Genomic DNA, 18,435 nt, shown 5'->3' on the forward strand with positions numbered 1-18,435 from the left:
GGCGGAGCGACGAAGGCCGTTTTGTCCAAACCGTCGCGCTTGTGCCCGCTGGCGGCGTGCTACATGTGCTCTTGTGAACATGCCCGAAAGTCTTCCCTCTCCCGTGCCATCCGACGCCGAATCGGCGCGCTTTCGGATCCTGGAGCCGTTGCGGGCGGCGCAGGAACAGCTCGCCCGCGTGCAGGATGCCGCCGGGATCGGTGTCTTCACCCTCGATTTGCGCGAGGGCGTGCTGCATCCGAGCCCCGCCTTCTGCCGCCTGCACGGCCTGGAGGTGCGCGAGCGATACGCCCTCGCCGCCCTCGCCGAGCGCTTCCCGGCGGAGGATACGGCGATCCCCTCGGGTACGTCCTCCGAGGAGGCGGTCTATCGCGTCCGCGATTCCCGGACCGGGGCGTCGCGCTGGATTGCCCGTACCCTCGAGATCGAGCGCGATGCGGACGGCGCGGCCCTGCGGCTGGCGGGCGTGGTGCGGGACGTGACCGAGCAGCGGGCCCAGGGCACGGCGCTGGCCGAGAGTGAGCAGCACTACCGCACGCTGTTCGAGCAGATGGACGAGGGCTACTCCGTCATCGAGTTCATCGATGGCCCGCACGGCCCCTTGAGCGACTACGTCCACGTCACCGCCAACCGCGCCTACGCCCAGCATGCCGGCATCGAGAACGTGGCGGGCAAGCGCCTGCGCGAGATCGTCGGCGAGGAGGCCGAGGGCTGGCTCGCGCTCTACGGCGACGTCCTACGCACCGGCCGGCCGATCCGCTTCCAGCGCGAGCTGGTCGCCACCGGGCGCTACCTCGAACTCGCCGCCTTCCGCATCGAACCGCCGTCGCGCCGGCAGGTCGCGGTGCTGTTCCAGGACATCACGGCCCGGCGGCGCGTGGAGCACCTGCTCCATTCGAAGGCTGCCGACCTGGAAGCGGAGGTGGTGGCGCAACGGCGCGACCGCGACCGCGTCTGGACGCTCTCGCCGGTCCTCAAGGTCGTGGCCACCCCCGACGGGCGGATCGAGGCGGTGAACCCCTCGTGGGGCCGAACGTTGGGCTGGTCGCCGGCCGAGACGGTGGGCCGCTACGTGCCCGACTTCTTCGCGCCCGAGGAGCGCGCGACCGCCGAAGCGGCGCTGGAACGGCTCGCGGCCGGCGCCTCGACCGATCTCGAACTGACCTGCCTGACCAAGGACGGCGGCACCTGCCGCGTGCTGTGGACCATCGTGCCGGCCGACGGCCTGCTCTACGGCTTCGGCCGCGACATCACCGAGCAGCGCCACGCCGAGGAGGCCCTGCGCCAGTCGCAGAAGCTGGAGGCGGTGGGCCAGCTCACCGGGGGCGTGGCCCACGACTTCAACAACCTGCTCACCATTATCCGCTCCTCGGTCGAGTTCCTGCGCCGGCCCGACCTCGCACCCGAGCGCAAGCGCCGCTACCTCGACGCCGTCTCCGACACGGTGGACCGGGCGGCGAAGCTGACGGGTCAACTCCTCGCCTTCGCCCGGCGGCAGGCGCTCAAGCCCGAGACCTTCGATGTCGGCGAGCGGCTGCGCAGCATCTCGGAGATGCTCGATTCGGTGACCGGCGCGCGCATCCGCGTGGTGACCGACCTGCCCGGCGCCCCCTGCTTCGTGCGCGCCGATGCGAGCCAGTTCGAGACGGCGCTGGTCAACATGGCGGTCAATGCCCGCGATGCCATGGACGGCGAGGGCCGCCTGACCCTGCGCCTCGACGGCGCCGTGCCGATGCCGCCGATCCGCGGCCATGCCGGTGCGGCCGGGCCCTTCGTCGCGGTCTCGGTCGTCGACACCGGCACCGGGATCGCCAGCGCCGATTTGGGCCGCATCTTCGAGCCGTTCTTCACCACCAAGGAGGTCGGACGGGGCACGGGGCTCGGCCTCTCCCAGGTGATCGGCTTTGCCAAGCAATCCGGCGGGGACGTGGACGTGTGGAGCCGCGCGGGCGAGGGCACCACCTTCACCCTCTACCTGCCCGAGGTCGCCGCCCCCCTCGAGGCCCCCGCCCCCGCCCGGCCGAGGCCGGATGCGGATGCCGAGGCGCATCTGCGGATCCTCGTGGTCGAGGACAACCTCGAAGTCGGCCGCTTCTGCACCCAGATCCTGGAGGAACTCGGCCACCAGCCGGTCTGGGCCGAGAACGCCGAGGCGGCTCTGGTCGAGCTGGAACGCACCGAGACGCCGTTCGAGGCGGTGTTTTCCGACGTCGTGATGCCCGGCATGGGCGGCATCGCGCTCGCCCGGATCCTGCGGGAACGCTACCCCGATCTGCCGGTGGTCCTCACCTCCGGCTACAGCCACGTCCTGGCGCAGGACGACGCGCACGGGTTCGAGCTGTTGAGGAAGCCGTATTCGGCGCAGGAGCTGGGGCGAGTGCTGCGGGAGATGGCGGGGCGGCGGGGGAGGCGGGAGACGGCCTCGCGCTGACGGCCGAAGCCGGACGCGCGGGCATCCATCCCGAGAAGCTCCATCGAAGCGGACCGCGCCCGGCCGCTGGCGCAGCCTCGCGCCTCGGCGCTCACTCGCTCGCCCGATCGAGGGTGCCGAGACCGTTCGCGTTCAACGCGTCGAGCGTCACCGCATCGGCCTTGCCGCCGCTTCCGATCGCGAAACGGATGGCCGACGGATTGTCCGGCGCCTCCGCATCCGGAAAGCAGAGGAAGAGATCGCGATCGAAGTGGCGCAGCGGATAGGTCCGCGCCCCGCCGGGCCCGACCGTAAGGGTCAGGCGACCGTCGATCTCCGCCACCTCGGCATTGCCGACATACGCGTTGGCGTAACGCCCCGTATAGGCCGACAGGGGAAGCGACGCCGAGGCGTTCGCCGGAGGCTGGCTGTAGACGGCGCGGTTCGCCGCCGCGCCCGGCCCGAACAGGCTCGTATAGGCTTCGCCCCAATCCTTCAGCCAATCCTTGCGGATCCGGCCGTCGAAGACGAGATCCGCGAAGCTGTCGGCCAATCCCTCCGGAACGCCGGACGGGAAGGCGTTCGTCAGCAGGACGATGCCGAGCTTCGCCTCCGGATGGATCGAGACGAGGGTCTGCGCGCCGACGCTGAAGGCGCCGGCATGGCCCCAGACGAGGCCGTGGCGGCCGTACTCGATGTTCCAGCCCAGGCCGTAGAAGGAGGCGCCTCCGGTCACGGGATTGGTGCCGCGTGCGGTGAGCGGCCCACGCGTCTGAGCGAGGGCCGCGCCGGCAACCCGTTGCGTGCCCTCGAACAGGCCGTTTCCGATTTCGAGCCGCACCCAGCGGGCGAGGTCGCGGACATTCGAGCTGACGCCGCCGGCCGGCGCCTGCGCGTCGGGATCGCGTTCGGTCCCGGCCGTCCAGACGCCGTCGCGCCTGACATGGAGTGCGGCCCGGTCGGCCCGCGTCAGGAAGTCGTCATGCCGCATGCTCGTGGAGGTCATCCCCAGCGGGCCGAAGAGCTTTTCTTGAGCCACCACATCCCACGGCTTGCCGGTCGGCCTCGCGGCGGCCACGGCTCCCTCGGTGAACCCGAAATTGCTGTAGGCGTAGCCCGCACGGAAGCTGGAGGACGGCGGCACGAGGCGCAACCTGCGGAGGATGTCGTCGCGGCCGTATCCGATCCCTTCGAGGTCGTCCCCGGCACTGCCCGGCAACCCGCTGCGGTGATTGAGAAAATCGCGCACTGTGACCTGCGAGGCCGGATAGGGTTCGTGAAGCCGGAAGCCGGGGTCGAGATCGGCGACGCGCGAATCCCAGCCGACGACCCCCTCGCCCACGAGGGCGGCCACCACGGTCGAGGTGACGGGCTTGGACAGGGAGGCGACCTGAAACACCGTCTCCGGCCCGACCAAGTCGGGCTTTCCGATCGCCCTGCGGCCAAAGCCTTTCAGGAAGAGCGTCTCGTCGCCGTAGACGACCGCGATCGCGAGACCCGGCACGTCGCCCGCATCGATGGCCTGCTGCGCCAGCGCTTCGAGGGCCGGCAAACGCGCCTCGACCTACGCACGGGTGACGGCTTGGCCGAACGCGCTGCCGGAACAGCCCGAGATGACGCCGAGCGTGAGACAGAACTGCGCGACGCGCGGATGGGATCGAAGCCGCTGCATCTGATCGTCGATCCCATCAAGGACGGCTCGGGCATAGAGAATCGCGCCAAGGCCGCCCCCAAACTGATCGTCGCGACTAGCGCTGACAAGCCGATATCAGTCGCTCTGATCGAAGGGGGATCGAACTGGATTTGGGCCGTCTCGTTTTCGGTGCCGGCCTGCACGGCGAGGCCGCGTCGAGACCGGGCCGCCTCGGAGAAAAACAACAACGGCTTGCCGCATACCCCTGACGAGGGTCGGGAGGGACACCGTAGCCGCCGGTCCCGACGCTCGTCCGATCGGCTCCCCTCACGCCGCCATGCGCGGAAACACCAGCGTCCGATGCAGGGCCACGCCGGCGGTCACGCCGTCGGCCGAAGCCCAGGCCACGCTGTGCGGAGACCGCGCCGCGTCCCCGGCCGCGTAGACACCGGGAACCGTCGTCTCCTTCATCGCGTCGGTGCGGATCACCGGCCCGAGCATGCCCTCATCCACGGCGCAGCCGAGTTGTTCGGCGAGCGGGCTGTTCAGGCGGTAGCGGGGGCCGACGAAGAGGGCCTCCAGCGGGAGCGTCCGACCGTCCGCCATAACGAGTGCCGAGAGGGCCCGCCCCTCGCCCGCAAGCGCCCGGATCGGGCCGGATTCGATTCCGATGTTGCGGGCGGCGAGCCGGGCGCAGGCCTCCGCGTCGGGCGCCGGGTGTCCGTTCAGGAAGAGCGTGGTCGGGCCCCATTCCGCGACCAGTTCGGCCTGATGGACCGATAGGGCGCCGGCCGACAGCACGCCGAGGACGCGCCCGGAAAACTCGAAGCCGTGGCAGTAGGGGCAGTGCAGCACGCTCGCGCCCCAGCGCTCCGCCAGCCCGGGAAGATCGGGCAGGATATCGCTGATGCCGAAGGCGAGGACGAGCTTGGACGCCGCGAGGCGTTGCCCTCCGGCCAGCGAGACGGCAAAGCCGTCGCCTGCGGCTCGCGCCGACACCACCTCCCCCGTGACAAAGGTGGCGTTCGGGTAGCCCGCGAGCTGCGCGCGGGCCGTCGCGATCATCGCCAGGGGATTCTCGCCGTCCTGCGCGAAGAAACCGTGCGAGGCGGCGGCAAACCGGTTGCGGGGCGCGCCGGCATCGACGACGCAAACCTTCCGGCGCCCTCGGGCGATGTAGAGCGCTGCGGAGAGGCCGGCGAAGCTGCCGCCGACGATGATCGCATCATACCGCATGGGCCGTCTCCAGGTTGAAGTCGCCGCCGCGCGCCGCGAGGCGGGCATGGAAGTCGGCGCTGAGCGCGGCGAGGGTGATCCGGCCGAGTTGCGCCATCAGAAGCGCCTCCGCCTCGCGGAAGCTCTCGTCCATCGCGGCATTGACCGCCTGTTCGACGAGGCAGCCGGGCGCCTCGCTGCGGTTGCCCATGGCGAAGATTTCGGGCGCGCCGAGCGCGTCGTAGATGTCGCGCAGGGTGACGGCCCCGAAATCGCAGGCGATCCGCCAGCCGCCGCCATGTCCTTTCTCCGAGCGGACGTAACCCCGGTCGCGCAGGCCCGCCATGATGCGACGGACCACGACGGGATTGGTCTGCATCACGCCGGCCAGGAACTCGGAAGTCACCGGCCCCTCGATCTCGGCCATGTGCAGGAGCACGTGGAGGACGCCCGAAAGCTTGCTGTCTCGTCTCATGTAACTTTACATGTTTCATGAGACAGTGGCTGTCAAGCGCGTCGGGCGGCAGGCTCGTCGAGTGGCACGCCCCCGAACGCAAGAAGGCCCGCCTCCCGGCGAGCCTTCCTCCTTTTCATGCCGCCCGGCCACCGACCGGGCGACGTCATAAATCCCCTGAAAACTACGGCTGCCCGGCGGGCTTGTTGGTCGCGGGCGGGGTGGTCGGCGCCGTGGTCTGGCCGGCGGCCGGCGGCGTCGCGGGGGCGGTGGTCGTAGTGTTGGCCGGAGGCGTGGTCGTGCCCGTGGTGTCCTTCTTCTCGTCCTTGCAGGCTGCGAGGCCGAGGGCGAGCAGGCCGAGAACCGGGATCAGCTTGATGGCGCGCATGTGTTCCTCCGTGTCGTTGAGCTCTTGAAGCGCTGCCGCGGACGGCCGGCGCATCGGAAGAGCGGAAACGGTCTTTGCCGTGCTGTGGCAAAGCTGAGAACGCGTTGCGGCCCTGAACCGTTCAACATTCGCGTGGGCGGTGAGCCGAAGAACGGGGGATGAGCGCCGAATTTCAGGGAGACATAAGCGGGATGAAACCGGCGGCCCCGCCGTTCAGACCTTACCGGACCGGCAAGACCTGGCAGGTTTCGCAGAAGAAGGTCGAGCGTCCACCCTGCACGATCCGGCCGATTTGGCCGGTACAGCCCTTGGTCGGGCAGGCATGGCCCACCCGGTCGTAGACGCGGAAGCCGTGCTGGAAGGCGCCGCGCTTCCCGTCCGGCCGGGCGTAGTCGCGCAAGGTGGAGCCGCCGGCCGCCACCGCCTCGGCCAGCACCGCCTTGATCTCCTTGACGAGTGTCTTCGCCTTGGGTGCCGGCGAACCGTCGGGCTTGGCGAGCGCGCCGGCCGGCAGGGCCGGGTGGAGGCCCGAGCGGTGCAGCGCCTCGCAGACATAGATGTTGCCCAGGCCCGCGATCAGGCGCTGGTCGAGCAGCGCCGCCTTCAACGGCGTGATCTTCCGGGCGAACAGGCGCGCGAGCAGGGGCGCGTCGAGGGCGTCGGAGAGCGGCTCGACGCCCATGCTGGCGAAGTGGCGGCAGGTCTCGAGATCGTGCGTGGCCACGAGGTCCATGAAGCCGAAGCGGCGGGCATCGTTGTAGGTGACGGTGGCGCCGTTGGCGAAGGCCATCACCACGTGGTCGTGCTTGGGCGTGCCGAGCGCCCCTTCGAGGTAGAAGTCGCCCGGCGAGAGGTTCGAGCCGTCGGGCAGCCGCACGTCGAAGCGCCCGCTCATGCCGAGATGCAGGATCAGGCTCTCGCCGGAATCGAGATGCGCCGTGAGGTATTTGGCCCGGCGCGCCAGTTCCAGCACCGTGGTGCCCTCCAGCCGCTCGGCGAAGCGCTCGGGGAAGGGGAAGCGCAGGTTTGGCCTACGCAGGGTGACGCGGGCGACGCGCGCCCCGACCATCGCAGGGGCGAGCCCCCGGCGCACGGTCTCGACTTCGGGCAGTTCGGGCATGGTCGTGGGAGAGAAGCGGCGGCGGGAAAGAGAGCTGTAGCGCCCTCCCCGGCCCCGGCGCGAGCCCCGCCGGCCCGTACCGGGCGGCCACGGTGTCGCGCTTGCCGCCGGGCCTCCCCGGGAACCGATATCGGGGCTCACGGCTTGCTCCCGGCCAAGGTCTTTTCGGTGCGCCTCTCTGGCTGGAGCGGCCTCCCCTCCGGTGAGAGCGCGTCAGCCGGTCGTCGGAGTCAGCACGGCATGAGCGCCCACCCCTACCGGTTCGGGATCGAGGAAGAGTATTTCCTTGCCGATGCCGAGACCCGCGGCACGCCGCGCCGCTCGGTCAAGCCGTTCCATCAGGCGGCCGGGGAGCGGCTGCCCGAGATCGGGCGCGAGCTGCTGCAATGCCAGGTCGAGGTCTGCACCCCGCCCTCCACGGCGTTCCCGGCCGCCCATGCCGCGCTGCGGGAGCAGCGGCAGGCGCTGGCGGAGCTGGGCCGCGAGCACGGGCTTCTGGTCTTTGCCGCCGGCACCCACCCCATCGCCGACTGGGCGCGGCAATTGCCGACCAAGGGCGACCGCTACCGCGGCATCCTGCGCGATGTCGGCCTCGCCGGGCGGCGCAGCCTGATCTGCGGCATGCACGTCCATGTCGAGGTCGCCGACCCCGACCGGCGCGTCGCGCTGATGGACCGGCTGCTGCCGTTCCAGCCGCTGCTGTTGGCCCTCTCCGTCTCCTCGCCGTTCTGGCAGGGCAAGCCGACGGGGCTCGCCGCCTACCGCCTCAGCGCCTTCGGCGAGCTGCCGCGCACCGGCCTGCCCGACCTGATGGGCGACGCGGCAGCCTACGAGCGCTACGTGCGCATCATGACCAATGCCGGCTCGATCCAGGATGCGAGCTTCCTGTGGTGGTCCCTGCGCCCCTCGATCAAGTTCCCGACGCTCGAACTGCGCATCGCCGATTCCTGCACCCGGCTCGCCGACGCCATCGTGGTCGCGGCCCTGTTCCGCTGCCTCGTGCGGCTGATCGAGCGCCGGCCCGACATCAATGCGGGGCTCACCGGCGTCTCGCGGGCGATCGCGGCGGAGAACCTGTGGCGGGCCCAGCGCAGCGGGATCGAGGCCGAGCTGATCGACGAGGCGTCCGAGCAGGCCTTCCCCTTCGACGCTGCCCTCGACACGCTGCTCTCGCTGATCGCGGAGGATGCCGAGGCTCTGGGCTGCACCGAAGAAGTGGCCGACGCCCGCCGCATCCTGCGCGAGGGCACCAGCGCCGACCGGCAGATCGCCGCGTTCGAGGGCACCCGCGGCGGCGACACCAGCAACCGCCAGGCCCTCGACGCGGTGGTGGACTGGCTCGCCGAGACCACGCGGGACGGGTGACGGCTAACCGAACAGCTCCGCGAGGCTCACGAGGCTGAGGCTCGCGATCAGGAGGCCCACCACGACCATCAGCACCCGTGCCGGGATCACCCGCACCAGCAGGGCGGCGATCGGGGCCGCGAACAGCCCGCCGACGACGAGGCCGGCGATGGTGGTCCAGTGGGTCAGCCCGCCGAGCAGGGTGAAGGACAACCCGCTCGCCACCGCGACGAAGAACTCCGCCGCGTTGACCGAGCCGATCGAGGTGCGCGGATCCTGACCGCCGCCGACCAGCGTGGCCGTCACCACCGGCCCCCACCCGCCGCCACCGACCGCATCGACGAAGCCGCCGCCGAGCGCCAGCGGCACCACGGCACGGGGCGGCGCGCGGTTGGCCTTCAGGGTGCGGAACGCCTTCGACAGGACGTAGAGCCCCATCCCGAGCAGGTAGACCGAGACGAACGGCTTGATGGTCTCGCCATCGACCGAGGTGAGAAGGGTCGCCCCCGCCACTGCGCCGATCACGCCGGGGATCAGCAAGCGCCGGAACAGCGGCCCGTCGACATTGCCGAGGCGCCAATGCGAGAGGCCGGAGAAGGCGGTGGTGAAGATCTCGGCCACATGCACGGAGGCCGAGGCCGCCGCCGGCGGCACCCCGGTGGACAGCAGGAACGTGGTCGAGGTGATGCCGTAGGCCATGCCGAGCGCGCCATCGACGGTCTGCGCCGCGAGCCCGACCGCCGCCGCGGTCCAGAAACCGCGACTGCTGAGGCCCTCCCGGACCGCCTGGACGGTGCCGGCATCGGCCAATGTCGCGAACAGGGCCGCTGCGGCGGCGACAGCGAGGCCCGCGAGCCCGATCAGGGCCAGCGTGCGCGGCTCGACGCGCTTCGTCGGCCGCGCGGCGGCGGAGGACGATCCGGCCATCGGGAAACGATCCATGCGAGAGGGAGCCGACAGGCTAAGGACCCGGGCGGCGCGAGCAAGGGAGCGGAGTTCCCAAGTTCAACGCGCGCCAAGGCCGAAGCTCTCCCTCGCTCCCCTGCGGGGGAATGTCCTTCCCGCAGGATCGCGCGGTCCCGGAGGACCCGCCTTTTAGCCCTTCTCGAACGGGTTCTTCGTGGTGCGCAGGGACAGCCGGATCGGCGTTCCGGGCAGGTCGAAGGCTTCGCGCAGGCCGTTGACGAGGTAGCGAGTGTAGGATTTCGGCAGAGCGTCGAGCTGATTGCCGAACAGGGCGAAGTGCGGCGGGCGGCTCTTCACCTGGGTCGCGTAGCGGATCTTGATGCGCCGGCCGGAGACCGCGGGCGGCGGGTTGCGCTGGAGCGCGTCGGTGAGCCACGCATTGATCCGCGCCGTCGAGACGCGCCGGCTCCACACCTCGGAGGCATCGACCACGGCCTGCATCAGCTTGTCGATGCCGTCGCCGGCGAGCCCCGAGAGCGACACCACCGAGACGCCGCGCACCTGCGGCAGCAGGCGGGTGCAGTCTTCCCGGAGGGTCTTGAGCAGGCCCGGCTGGTCGGCGACGAGATCCCACTTGTTGAGGCCGATCACCACCGCGCGGCCCTCGCTCTCGACGAGATCGACGATGGTGAGATCCTGCTTCTCGAACGGGATCGTCGCATCGAGGAGCACGACCACGACCTCGGCGAAGCGCACGGCGCGCAGGCCGTCCGAGACCGCGAGCTTTTCGAGCTTGTCGTCGATGCGCGCCCGGCGCGGCGCATGCCGGCGGTATCGTGCAGCTTGATCCGGCGCCCGCGCCACTCCCAGTCGAGGGAGATCGAATCGCGGGTGATGCCGGCCTCGGGGCCGACCAGCAGGCGATCCTCGCCGATCATCCGGTTGATCAGGGTGGACTTGCCGGCATTCGGGCGCCCGACGATGGCGACGCGCAGGCCCTTGCCGCCCTCCCCGTCCTCGTCCTCCTCGTCGGGTTCGGGCAGAACCTCGCGCAGGGCATCCTGCAGCGAGCCCAGGCCCTCGCCGTGCTCGGCCGAGAACGGGATCGGATCGCCGAGCCCCAGCGAGAACGCGTCGTAGGCGCCGGCCATGCCGGCGCCGCCCTCGGCCTTGTTGGCGATGAGGATGACGGGGCAACCGGAGCGGCGCACCAGTTCGGCGAAGGGCCGGTCGGACGGCAGGACGCCGGCGCGGGCGTCGATGACGAACAGCACCGCGTCGGCTTCGAGAATGGCGGCCTCGGTCTGGGCGCGCATGCGGCCGAGCAGCGAGTCGGCGTCCGCCTCTTCGAGGCCCGCGGTGTCGATGACGCGGAAGGCGACGTCGCCGATGAAGCCCTCGCCCTCGCGGCGGTCGCGGGTCACGCCGGGGCGGTCATCCACCAGGGCGAGCTTGCGCCCGACCAGCCGGTTGAACAGGGTCGACTTGCCGACATTCGGGCGTCCGACGATCGCGACGGTCGGCAGATCCATGGGAAATAACAGTCTCGTCAGGCGCGCGGGCAAGGGAGCCCGACGCGCAACATCCAGTTCGAAGATAGGCGGTTCCGGCCGCGCCGTCAGCGGGTGATCGGCGGCGGCGCGGCATTCTCGGACTTGGCTTCCGTCACGCTCACGGCGCCACCGGCCACAAGCGCTTGGTAGATCTCGACCCGCTGACGCAGGCCCTGGGGCGTCTCGCCGTCGGCGCTGATCTGGTCGAACCAGCGGCCGGCGCCCTCGATGTCGCCGCGCTTGAGCGCCGTCAGGCCGAGCATCTCGCGGGCGGTGTGGCGGAAGGCGTTGGTCGGGGCGGCAAGCCCCTGGAGGCTGGTCAGCGCCGCATTCGGATCGGTGCCGTCGAGGCGCAGCAGCGCCGCGCGCAGGCGGGCGAGGTCGCGCAGGGCATCGCCGATGCCGGTATCGGCGGCGAGCTTGTCGTAGGCGTCCGCTCCGGCAGCGGCGTCGCGCTTGGTCGCCTCGGCGGCGAGGCGGAAGCGGGCGAGCAGGGCATAGCCCCCCGGCCCGTCGGCCTGGATCGCGGCGAAGTCGCGGTCCGCCTCCTCCGCCTTGCCGTCCTTGGCGAGGCGGTTGGCCTTGTCGAAACGCACGGAGGCCGCCTCGGCGCGGGTGCGCTCGGCATGGCGCCAGTAATTGTAGCCGCCGACGCCGGCCACGAGGAGGACCGCCAGGGTGATGATCAGCGCGTTGTAGCGCTTCCAGATGTTGGCGATCTGGTCGCGGCGGTAATCCTCGTCGACCTCGCGGATGAACTCGTTGTTCTCGGCCATGACAAATCCGGGCGCTCCTCGCGGAGCGCGCTCGCCTCGCTCGTCGTCGTATCGAGGGCGCCTAGCACAGCGCCCCCGCTTTGGCGAATAGGGGCTCAAGTCTGTCAGGGCCATCGCGCGAAGCCGCTTGAGCGGTTGCGCGGCGCGAAGAGCGCCGCGCGGAGCGGGCTTTTCGGACTTTTAGCCTCGGAATGCATCGAGCGGAGCGAAAGCCTGAGGTCGCGGAGGCGACCGCCGGCGCTTGAGGCCGGAGTCAAACCAGGGTGATCGCTTCGAGCGATCGCCCTATCAAGCCTGCCCCGGCCAGGCGGCGACGCCGATGAGCAGCGGGTGCAGGTACTTGCCGAACACGAACCACGCCACGACGCCGACGACCACGGCGATGGCGTCGTTGCGCCAGCCGGCCGGCGCGGCCTGCCCGCCATGCTGCTGCGCCACTTGGCCCGCCGTGAGCGCGCGGCGCTTGGCGCTGATGCGGGCGACCACCGCCCAGGCGAGGAAGGAGCCGAACAGCAGGATCGAGCCGAGATCGCCGTTGGCCAGGAGGTGGGCGGTCGCCCAGATCTTCACGGCCAGCAGCATCGGGTGCTTGAGCCGGGCGCGGAGATGGCCGGGCAGGTAGGTCGCGGCGAGGCTGATGAAGGCGAACAGGGTCAACAGCACCGCGAGATGCCGGGTCCAGAGCGGCGGCGACCAGACCGGGATCATGCCCTCCTGCCGGTAGAGGCCGTAGCCATAGACGGTCAGGATCAGGCCGAGCACCGAGAGCAGGGTGTAACCGAGCTTGAACCGGCCCTCGCCGATCCGGCCGATCACCACCCCGCGCTTGGCCCGAGCCATGGAGAAGGCGTGCGTGCCGAGAAACAGCACGAGGCCGAGGATCATAACCAGCATGGGGGCAGCCTGTGGACGGCGCTCGCTCCGGCGGATGCGGACAAGCTCCCTGTAACGGTTCAAAACGCAATCTTTTGGCGATGTCCAGACTGACTCGCCTCCTCGTCGCAGCGCTCGCGCTCTCCTGCGGCGCCGTGCCGCCGGCCCGCGCCGCCGCGGAGCCGCCGCTCTCGGCGCTGACCCTGACGGGGCCGGAGCGGACGCTGTTCTCCGCCACCCGCGACGCCTGCGACGGCGCCGACGTACCCGATGCGCCCGCCCGCGCCTTTCGCGACGCGTCGGGTCAGATCGCGGTCTTCGGCCTGCACTACCGCAACCGTGCCCTGCGCGGCCCCGACTTCGAGCGCCTCACAATCGATTGTCGCGTGGTGCTCGATTCCGGCGAGAAGCCCGACCCGGCGCTCTACGACGACCGCTCGTGGATCACCGCCACCTGGACCGAGGACGGCACGAACGTCGCCGCCCTCCTCCACCACGAGTACCAGGCCAACGAGCATGAGGGCCGCTGCCGCTCCAAGGTGTACATGGAGTGCTGGTACAACACGGTCACCGCGGCCTTCTCCCGCGACGGGGGCTTGAGCTTCACCCGCACGGCGCCGCCCGCGGTGGTGGCGGGCGCGCCGTTCCGGCAGGAGGAGGGCCAGGGCCGGCACCGGGGCTTCTTCAACCCGTCCAACATCTTCGGCGAGGGGCGAACCCGCTACTTCCTCGCCTCGACCACGGGCTGGGACCGGCCCGGCAGCGATCAGGCGGCGGGCGTCTGCCTGTTTCGCACGGAGCGGCCGGAGGATCCCACAAGCTGGCGTGCCTGGACCGGCACCGGTTTCACTGCCGCCTTCCCCGACCCCTACCGCAAGACGGCCAAGATCGCCGACACCTGCCGGCCGGTCGGGCCGTTTCCCGCCCCCGTCGGCGCGGTGGTGCGCCACCGCGGCACGGGGGCCTGGATCGCGGTGTTCATGGCGGCCAAGGGCGGCGCATTTCCAGAATCGGGCTTCTACTGGAGCACGTCGCGCGACCTGCTGACCTGGGACGTGCCGCGGCTGCTGCTGGCCGGAGCCACGCTCTATGACGATCCGTGCGGGGCCAAGGGTAGGCTGATCGCCTACCCGTCCCTGCTCGATCCGGGTGCCAAGGGCCGCAACTTCGACGATGTCGGCGAGGGTGCGCTCCTCACCTTCGCGACCCTGCGCCTTGAGGGCTGCACCATCACCTCCGACCGCGACCTCGTGCGCCGGCCGGTATCGATCAAGGTCTGGCCGTGAGCGCCCCCCTCACCCGAGGCCGAGCGCCGCCTTCTCCTCGAGATAGGCCGCGTGCACCGCGTCCTTGCCGTAGGCCCGCTCCAGCCGGCGCACGGTGAAGTGGGCGCGGGCCATGGACTGGAAGTGGTCCATGAAGGCGGCGTTGACGGCAGCGCCCCCGAGTGCCCCGATCACCGGCACGGCCTGGGCCGCAACCTTCTGCGAGACGACGAGGCCGAACCGGGCGGCGATCTGCGCGGTGAGTCGCACCAGCGGCGGCGCGCCGGCATCGAGCAGCGAGCGGTGGGCGGCATAACGGGCAGCCTCCGACATGGTCTTGGCGAGTGCGGCGCGCACCGCAAAGTAGCCGCTATCGGCGACCGTCGTCTCGGCGCCAGCCCGTCCGCCGAGCGCGAAGACCTGCACGCAGGCGAGCGCGCTCTCGGGATCGCTCAGATCCTCGCCCTCTTCCCGGGCGATCTCGGCGATGGAGCGCAGCATGAGCGTCGTGGAGACCGGCAGCTCGACCGCCAGCGTCGCGAGGCCGAGCACGCCGCCGACCGCGCCGGTCACCGCGGCGAGCGCCTTGTGGCGGGTTTCGCTCGACCCGAGCAGGCGGCTCAGGCGCCCGCCGGCCTCGGTTTCGATGCGCTCCAGCGCCGTGCCGGCGGGCTTCACGTCCTTGTCCGGCAGGGTCGCGAGCGCGACCCGAAGGGCCGTGCGCATCGCGCCTTCCGTGGCGCTGGCCACCGTCTCGGTGATGGGCGCCGGCAGTGCGCGGCCGATCATGTCGAGGGGTGCGCCCGCGGCCGCCGAGAGGCGGGAGGCGAGCCCCGGCTTCTCCAATTACGGTCACCGCGCGCCGCAGGACGGCGCGGTCCTCCTCCGACAGGGGCTTTCCGGCCGGCGGGTCGATCGGAACCGGCAGGGTTTCTCCGACAACGGCAAGGTCGTTCACGTCTGCGCCCTCGCGACTTTGGACGGGATCTTGGGGCCCGCTTCGGCTGAGGCAAGACCGACGGGGCCGGTTGGGTTCCCCTGCACGGCCTCGGGCGTGGCCTCGGCCGGGCTTTCCGCGGGCGCCGTGCGCTGCGGGATGCGTCCCACGGCAAAGCACAGGGCGACGACGGGGATGCCGACCGCCGCGGTCATCGCGAAGAAGGCCGGGAAGCCGTAAGCCGCCACCACGAAGCCGGAGGTGCCGGCGACCAGCTTGCCCGGCAGGGCGTAGAGCGAGGAGAACAGGGCGTATTGCGTGGCCGCAAAGCCCGGCGTGGTCAGGCTCGACATGTAGGCGATCAGCGCGATGCCGGCGAAGGAGCCGCACAGGCTCTCAATCGAGACCGCGATGGCGAGCCGCCATTGCTCCGGCTCGCCCAGCGCCAGCCACGCCAGCGACAGGTGCGAGGCGGCGGCGATGAAGGCGCCGATCACCAGGGTCGGGAACATGCCGAGCCGGGCGATCGACCAGCCGCCCGCAAAGCCCCCGGCGATCCCGACCCAGATGCCGAACAGCTTGACGATGGTGGCGATCTCCGCCTTGCCGTAGCCGAGCGTGATGTAGAGCGGGTTGGCCATCACGCCGGAGACGAAGTCCGGCATCCGGTAGAGCGCGACGAGCGCCAGCACCGCGAACAGGGCCTTGCCCATCCGGGCGTAGAGTTCCGTCAGCGGCTCCAGCACGGCGCGGCGCACGGCGGCGGGCAGGTCGCGCTTGCCCGTCGCCGCCTCGCGCGGCCGGTCATAGGGCGTGGCGAGCAGGGCCGCGATCAGGCCGACGCCCATCAGCGCGGCCATGCAGAGATAGGCGAGCGTCCAGCCGCCATAGGCCGCGACGTAGAGCGCGCCGGCCCCCGCCAGGATCAGCCCGAACCGGTAGCCGAGGTTCGAGGTGGCGGCCATGATGCCCTGCAGATCGGTGCCCGCCGCCTCGATGCGCCAGCCGTCGATCACCACGTCCTGGGTGGCGGCGCAGAAGGCGACGAGGAAGGCGCCGAGGCCGATGAGCGCGAGATGGTCCTTCGGGTCGGCGAAGGCCATCAGGACCAGCGCCAGGGCGGTGGCGATCTGCGTCACGATCATCCAGGCGCGCTTGCGGCCGAGGCGCGGGGCCAGGAACGGCACATCGACCCGGTCGATCGAGGGCGCCCAGAGGAACTTCAGCGAGTAGGGCAGCGCGACGTAGCTGAACAGGCCGATCGTCTTGATGTCGATGCCGGAATCGGCGAGCCGCAGGGTGAAGGTGCCGAGCACGAGCAGGAGCGGCAGGCCGGAGGAGAAGCCGAGCGCCAGCATCTGCGCGACGCGCTTGTCCTCGGTGATGTCGCGCAGGCGCAGCTTGCGCGGCTGCGCTTTCAGGGCCGTGTCGTTAGGAAGCGTCTTGGAGTTCGCCGCATCCGCCATCGCGTAAAACTCCCTGGAGCCCCCGCCCGTCGGGCAGGGTTGCATGGATCTGGGACGCCGCGCGGAGCCGGGCGCCCGGACACTCGCGCATCTTTGATCCCGATCTCCGCAGAAAACATGACGGACTTGCGGCCCGCAGCCCCCGTCACATCCCTTGCGAGTCCCGCGCAAAGTCGGAATCCTGGGCTCCGTATAGAGCCAACATGGTTGATAGAACCGTAATTGCAGGCTCCGGCACGATGACAGGTCCGCAGGGTGCTCCGTGCTTCACCGCACGGAACGGGGGAGGGGCCGGCTCGTTGGAGTCGCGGGGCCGGACGCTACGGAATGCGTCGGGTGACTCCGGTTCGCGTGCCGCGCTCGAGAGCGGCATGCCTGTGTTGGCGTAGAGATGACGGGTTTTCCCAAAGGAGCGAGCCTGCCCTCGGGCGTCACGGTGGAGGTCTTCGCGGCAGCCTTCGAGGCCAGCCCGACGCCGATGGTGGTCACCGATCCGCGGCGGGGCGACAACCCGGTCGTCTGGGCCAACGGCGCCTTTCTCGGGCTTACGGGCTATGCCCGCGAGGAACTCTACGGCCAGAATTGCCGCATGCTGCAAGGTCCCCTCACCGATGCGGCGGTGCTTCAGACGATGCGGTCGGCGCTCGCCACGGGCCGGCCGTTCGAGGGCGAGCTGCTCAATTACCGCAAGGACGGCACGTCGTTCTGGAACGGAATGACGATCAACCCGGTCTGCGACGAGGCGGGCAAGGTCCTGTTCTTCTTCTCGGCCCAGGCCGACATGACCGACAAGCACCGCCTGGAACTGGCGATGCGCGACGCCAACGACGCGCTGGAGCGGGAGGTGAGCGAGCGCACCGCCGACCTGCGCTCGGCCCTGGAACAGAAGACCGCGCTGCTCCACGAGGTCGATCACCGGGTCAAGAACAACCTCCAGGTCATCTCCTCGCTGATGCTGCTGAAGGCCCGCCGCACGCCGGAGGGCGACGCCCGCAACGCGCTCCAGGCCATGGCCGACCGGATCGGCGCCCTCTCCACGGCCCACCGGATGCTGTACTCGGAGGGCGACGTCACCCGCTTCGACTTCCGGGAGTTCACCGCCGACCTTATCGCCGACCTCGCCGCCGGCCTCGACGGAGACCGCACCCGGATCGAGACGGAGATCGAGGCGCTGGCGCTCTCCGCCGCCATGGCCGCCCCGCTGGCGCTGCTGATCCACGAATTGACGACGAACGCCCTGCACCACGCCTTCCCGGAGGCGCGCCGCGGCCGGGTCGCGATCGAGGCACACCGTTTCGAGGCGGGGATGCGCCTCGTCATTCAGGACGACGGCATCGGCATGGCCGCGGTGCCGTCCAATCCCGCGGGCTTCGGCCGCACCCTGGTCGAGATGGTGGTGCGCCAGTTGCGCGGCACCCTCGAATGGTCGGATGCCGGGCCCGGCACACGGATCACGATCACGATCCCGCTGGTCGGGACCGACGCATTGTGACGGACATGCGTTTCTTCACTCCGGGCCGTTTCCACCGGAAACCGGTCCCGCGGCGGGCCGGGCCCGCTCCCTTCGCCGCCAATCCGGCGGATCGATTCGGGGCCGGGGGACAAACGACGCCGGGAGAACCGCGATGCCCGAGGTGAGGGAGGGGCCCCTGCGCATTCTCGTTGTCGAGGACGAGGTGCTGATCGCCCTCGAACTGGAATGCCTGCTGGAAGACCTCGGTCATGTCAGCGTCGGCGTCGCGGGCTCCTCGGCGGACGCCATCGCGCTGGGCCGCACCGCCCTGCCGGACGTGGCGCTGGTGGACATCCACCTCATCGACGGGCCGACCGGAGTGGAGGTGGCGCGCCAGTTGAGCCGCGACCCGCGGGTCACCGTGGTGTTCATGACCGCCAACGCCAAGCGCATCCCGCCGGATTTCGCGGGCGCGCTCGGGGTGATCGCCAAAGCCCTATTCCGAGCGCGCCGTGGCGGGCGCCCTCGACTACGTCGCTCAGCGCCGTGCCGGCCACCCGCCCTCCGCCGAGACCCTCGACGGCTTCCACCTCGCTCCGGCCGCGGGCGGCGGGGATTGGACCGGCGGAGTGCCGTAAGAGA

General features: G+C 70.7%; 12 protein-coding genes and 4 pseudogenes. 5 read left to right on the forward strand and 11 right to left on the reverse strand.

Going from position 1 to position 18,435, the window contains the following annotated elements:
* Positions 1-79 precede the first annotated feature (79 nt).
* Positions 80-2,431 carry a hybrid sensor histidine kinase/response regulator gene (locus M2437_RS12545; RefSeq protein ID WP_012255200.1) on the forward strand — a complete coding sequence of 784 codons (2,352 nt, stop codon included), beginning with the start codon at positions 80-82 and terminating at the stop codon, positions 2,429-2,431.
* Between the two features lie 91 nt (positions 2,432-2,522).
* Here M2437_RS12545 and M2437_RS12550 read toward each other — a convergent pair.
* The 5 genes and pseudogenes from M2437_RS12550 to mutM all read right to left on the reverse strand — a co-directional run bounded on the left by M2437_RS12550 (position 2,523) and on the right by mutM (position 7,220).
* Positions 2,523-4,082, reverse strand: a pseudogene (locus M2437_RS12550) (serine hydrolase).
* A gap of 288 nt (positions 4,083-4,370) precedes the next feature.
* A complete protein-coding gene (locus M2437_RS12555) occupies positions 4,371-5,279 on the reverse strand; it encodes an NAD(P)/FAD-dependent oxidoreductase (RefSeq protein WP_253387598.1) in 909 nt (302 codons plus the stop codon).
* The gene (locus M2437_RS12560) at positions 5,269-5,733 is read right to left on the reverse strand and encodes an Rrf2 family transcriptional regulator (RefSeq protein ID WP_012255197.1); all 465 of its coding nucleotides are present in this window, start codon (positions 5,731-5,733) and stop codon (positions 5,269-5,271) included. Before M2437_RS12560 ends, M2437_RS12555 begins: the two co-directional genes overlap by 11 nt.
* A gap of 163 nt (positions 5,734-5,896) precedes the next feature.
* On the reverse strand, positions 5,897-6,100 hold the full coding sequence (locus tag M2437_RS12565) for a hypothetical protein (RefSeq protein ID WP_003599639.1): 204 nt from the start codon (positions 6,098-6,100) through the stop codon (positions 5,897-5,899).
* A 220-nt stretch (positions 6,101-6,320) separates the two neighbouring features.
* On the reverse strand, positions 6,321-7,220 hold the full coding sequence (mutM, locus tag M2437_RS12570) for a bifunctional DNA-formamidopyrimidine glycosylase/DNA-(apurinic or apyrimidinic site) lyase (protein ID WP_253387599.1): 900 nt from the start codon (positions 7,218-7,220) through the stop codon (positions 6,321-6,323).
* A 240-nt stretch (positions 7,221-7,460) separates the two neighbouring features.
* On the opposite strand from mutM, the gene M2437_RS12575 reads away from it, so the two are divergent.
* Positions 7,461-8,585, forward strand: coding sequence for a carboxylate-amine ligase (locus tag M2437_RS12575; protein WP_003599641.1), 1,125 nt, complete (start codon positions 7,461-7,463; stop codon positions 8,583-8,585).
* Between the two features lie 3 nt (positions 8,586-8,588).
* On the opposite strand, the gene M2437_RS12580 is transcribed toward M2437_RS12575, so the two are convergent.
* From M2437_RS12580 to M2437_RS12595, 4 genes and pseudogenes are all read right to left on the reverse strand, one after another.
* Complete coding sequence (locus M2437_RS12580; RefSeq protein ID WP_003599646.1) at positions 8,589-9,491, reverse strand: sulfite exporter TauE/SafE family protein; 903 nt, start codon at positions 9,489-9,491, stop codon at positions 8,589-8,591.
* A gap of 168 nt (positions 9,492-9,659) precedes the next feature.
* A pseudogene (gene der / locus M2437_RS12585) lies at positions 9,660-11,002 on the reverse strand (ribosome biogenesis GTPase Der).
* Between the two features lie 86 nt (positions 11,003-11,088).
* On the reverse strand, positions 11,089-11,799 hold the full coding sequence (locus M2437_RS12590) for a tetratricopeptide repeat protein (protein ID WP_253387600.1): 711 nt from the start codon (positions 11,797-11,799) through the stop codon (positions 11,089-11,091).
* A 288-nt stretch (positions 11,800-12,087) separates the two neighbouring features.
* Positions 12,088-12,693, reverse strand: coding sequence for an NnrU family protein (locus M2437_RS12595; RefSeq protein ID WP_253387601.1), 606 nt, complete (start codon positions 12,691-12,693; stop codon positions 12,088-12,090).
* A gap of 80 nt (positions 12,694-12,773) precedes the next feature.
* On the opposite strand from M2437_RS12595, the gene M2437_RS12600 reads away from it, so the two are divergent.
* Positions 12,774-13,958: a hypothetical protein gene (locus M2437_RS12600; RefSeq protein ID WP_253387602.1), complete on the forward strand. Its 1,185-nt coding sequence runs from the start codon at positions 12,774-12,776 to the stop codon at positions 13,956-13,958.
* 9 nt (positions 13,959-13,967) lie between these two features.
* Here M2437_RS12600 and M2437_RS12605 read toward each other — a convergent pair.
* Positions 13,968-14,895: pseudogene (locus M2437_RS12605) on the reverse strand (EcsC family protein).
* A complete protein-coding gene (locus tag M2437_RS12610; RefSeq protein ID WP_253387603.1) occupies positions 14,892-16,340 on the reverse strand; it encodes an AmpG family muropeptide MFS transporter in 1,449 nt (482 codons plus the stop codon). Before M2437_RS12610 ends, M2437_RS12605 begins: the two are co-directional and overlap by 4 nt.
* Before the next feature lie 391 nt (positions 16,341-16,731).
* Here M2437_RS12610 and M2437_RS12615 point away from each other — a divergent pair, with 391 nt between their 5' ends.
* Together M2437_RS12615 and M2437_RS12620 are read left to right on the forward strand one after the other, a co-directional pair.
* Positions 16,732-17,832 (forward strand): histidine kinase dimerization/phosphoacceptor domain -containing protein, encoded by a 1,101-nt coding sequence (locus M2437_RS12615; RefSeq protein ID WP_003599658.1) that lies wholly within the window; start codon positions 16,732-16,734, stop codon positions 17,830-17,832.
* A gap of 133 nt (positions 17,833-17,965) precedes the next feature.
* Positions 17,966-18,431: pseudogene (locus tag M2437_RS12620) on the forward strand (response regulator).
* Positions 18,432-18,435 lie beyond the last annotated feature (4 nt).

Source organism: Methylorubrum pseudosasae (genome assembly GCF_029504475.1).
GTDB lineage: Bacteria > Pseudomonadota > Alphaproteobacteria > Rhizobiales > Beijerinckiaceae > Methylobacterium > Methylobacterium extorquens.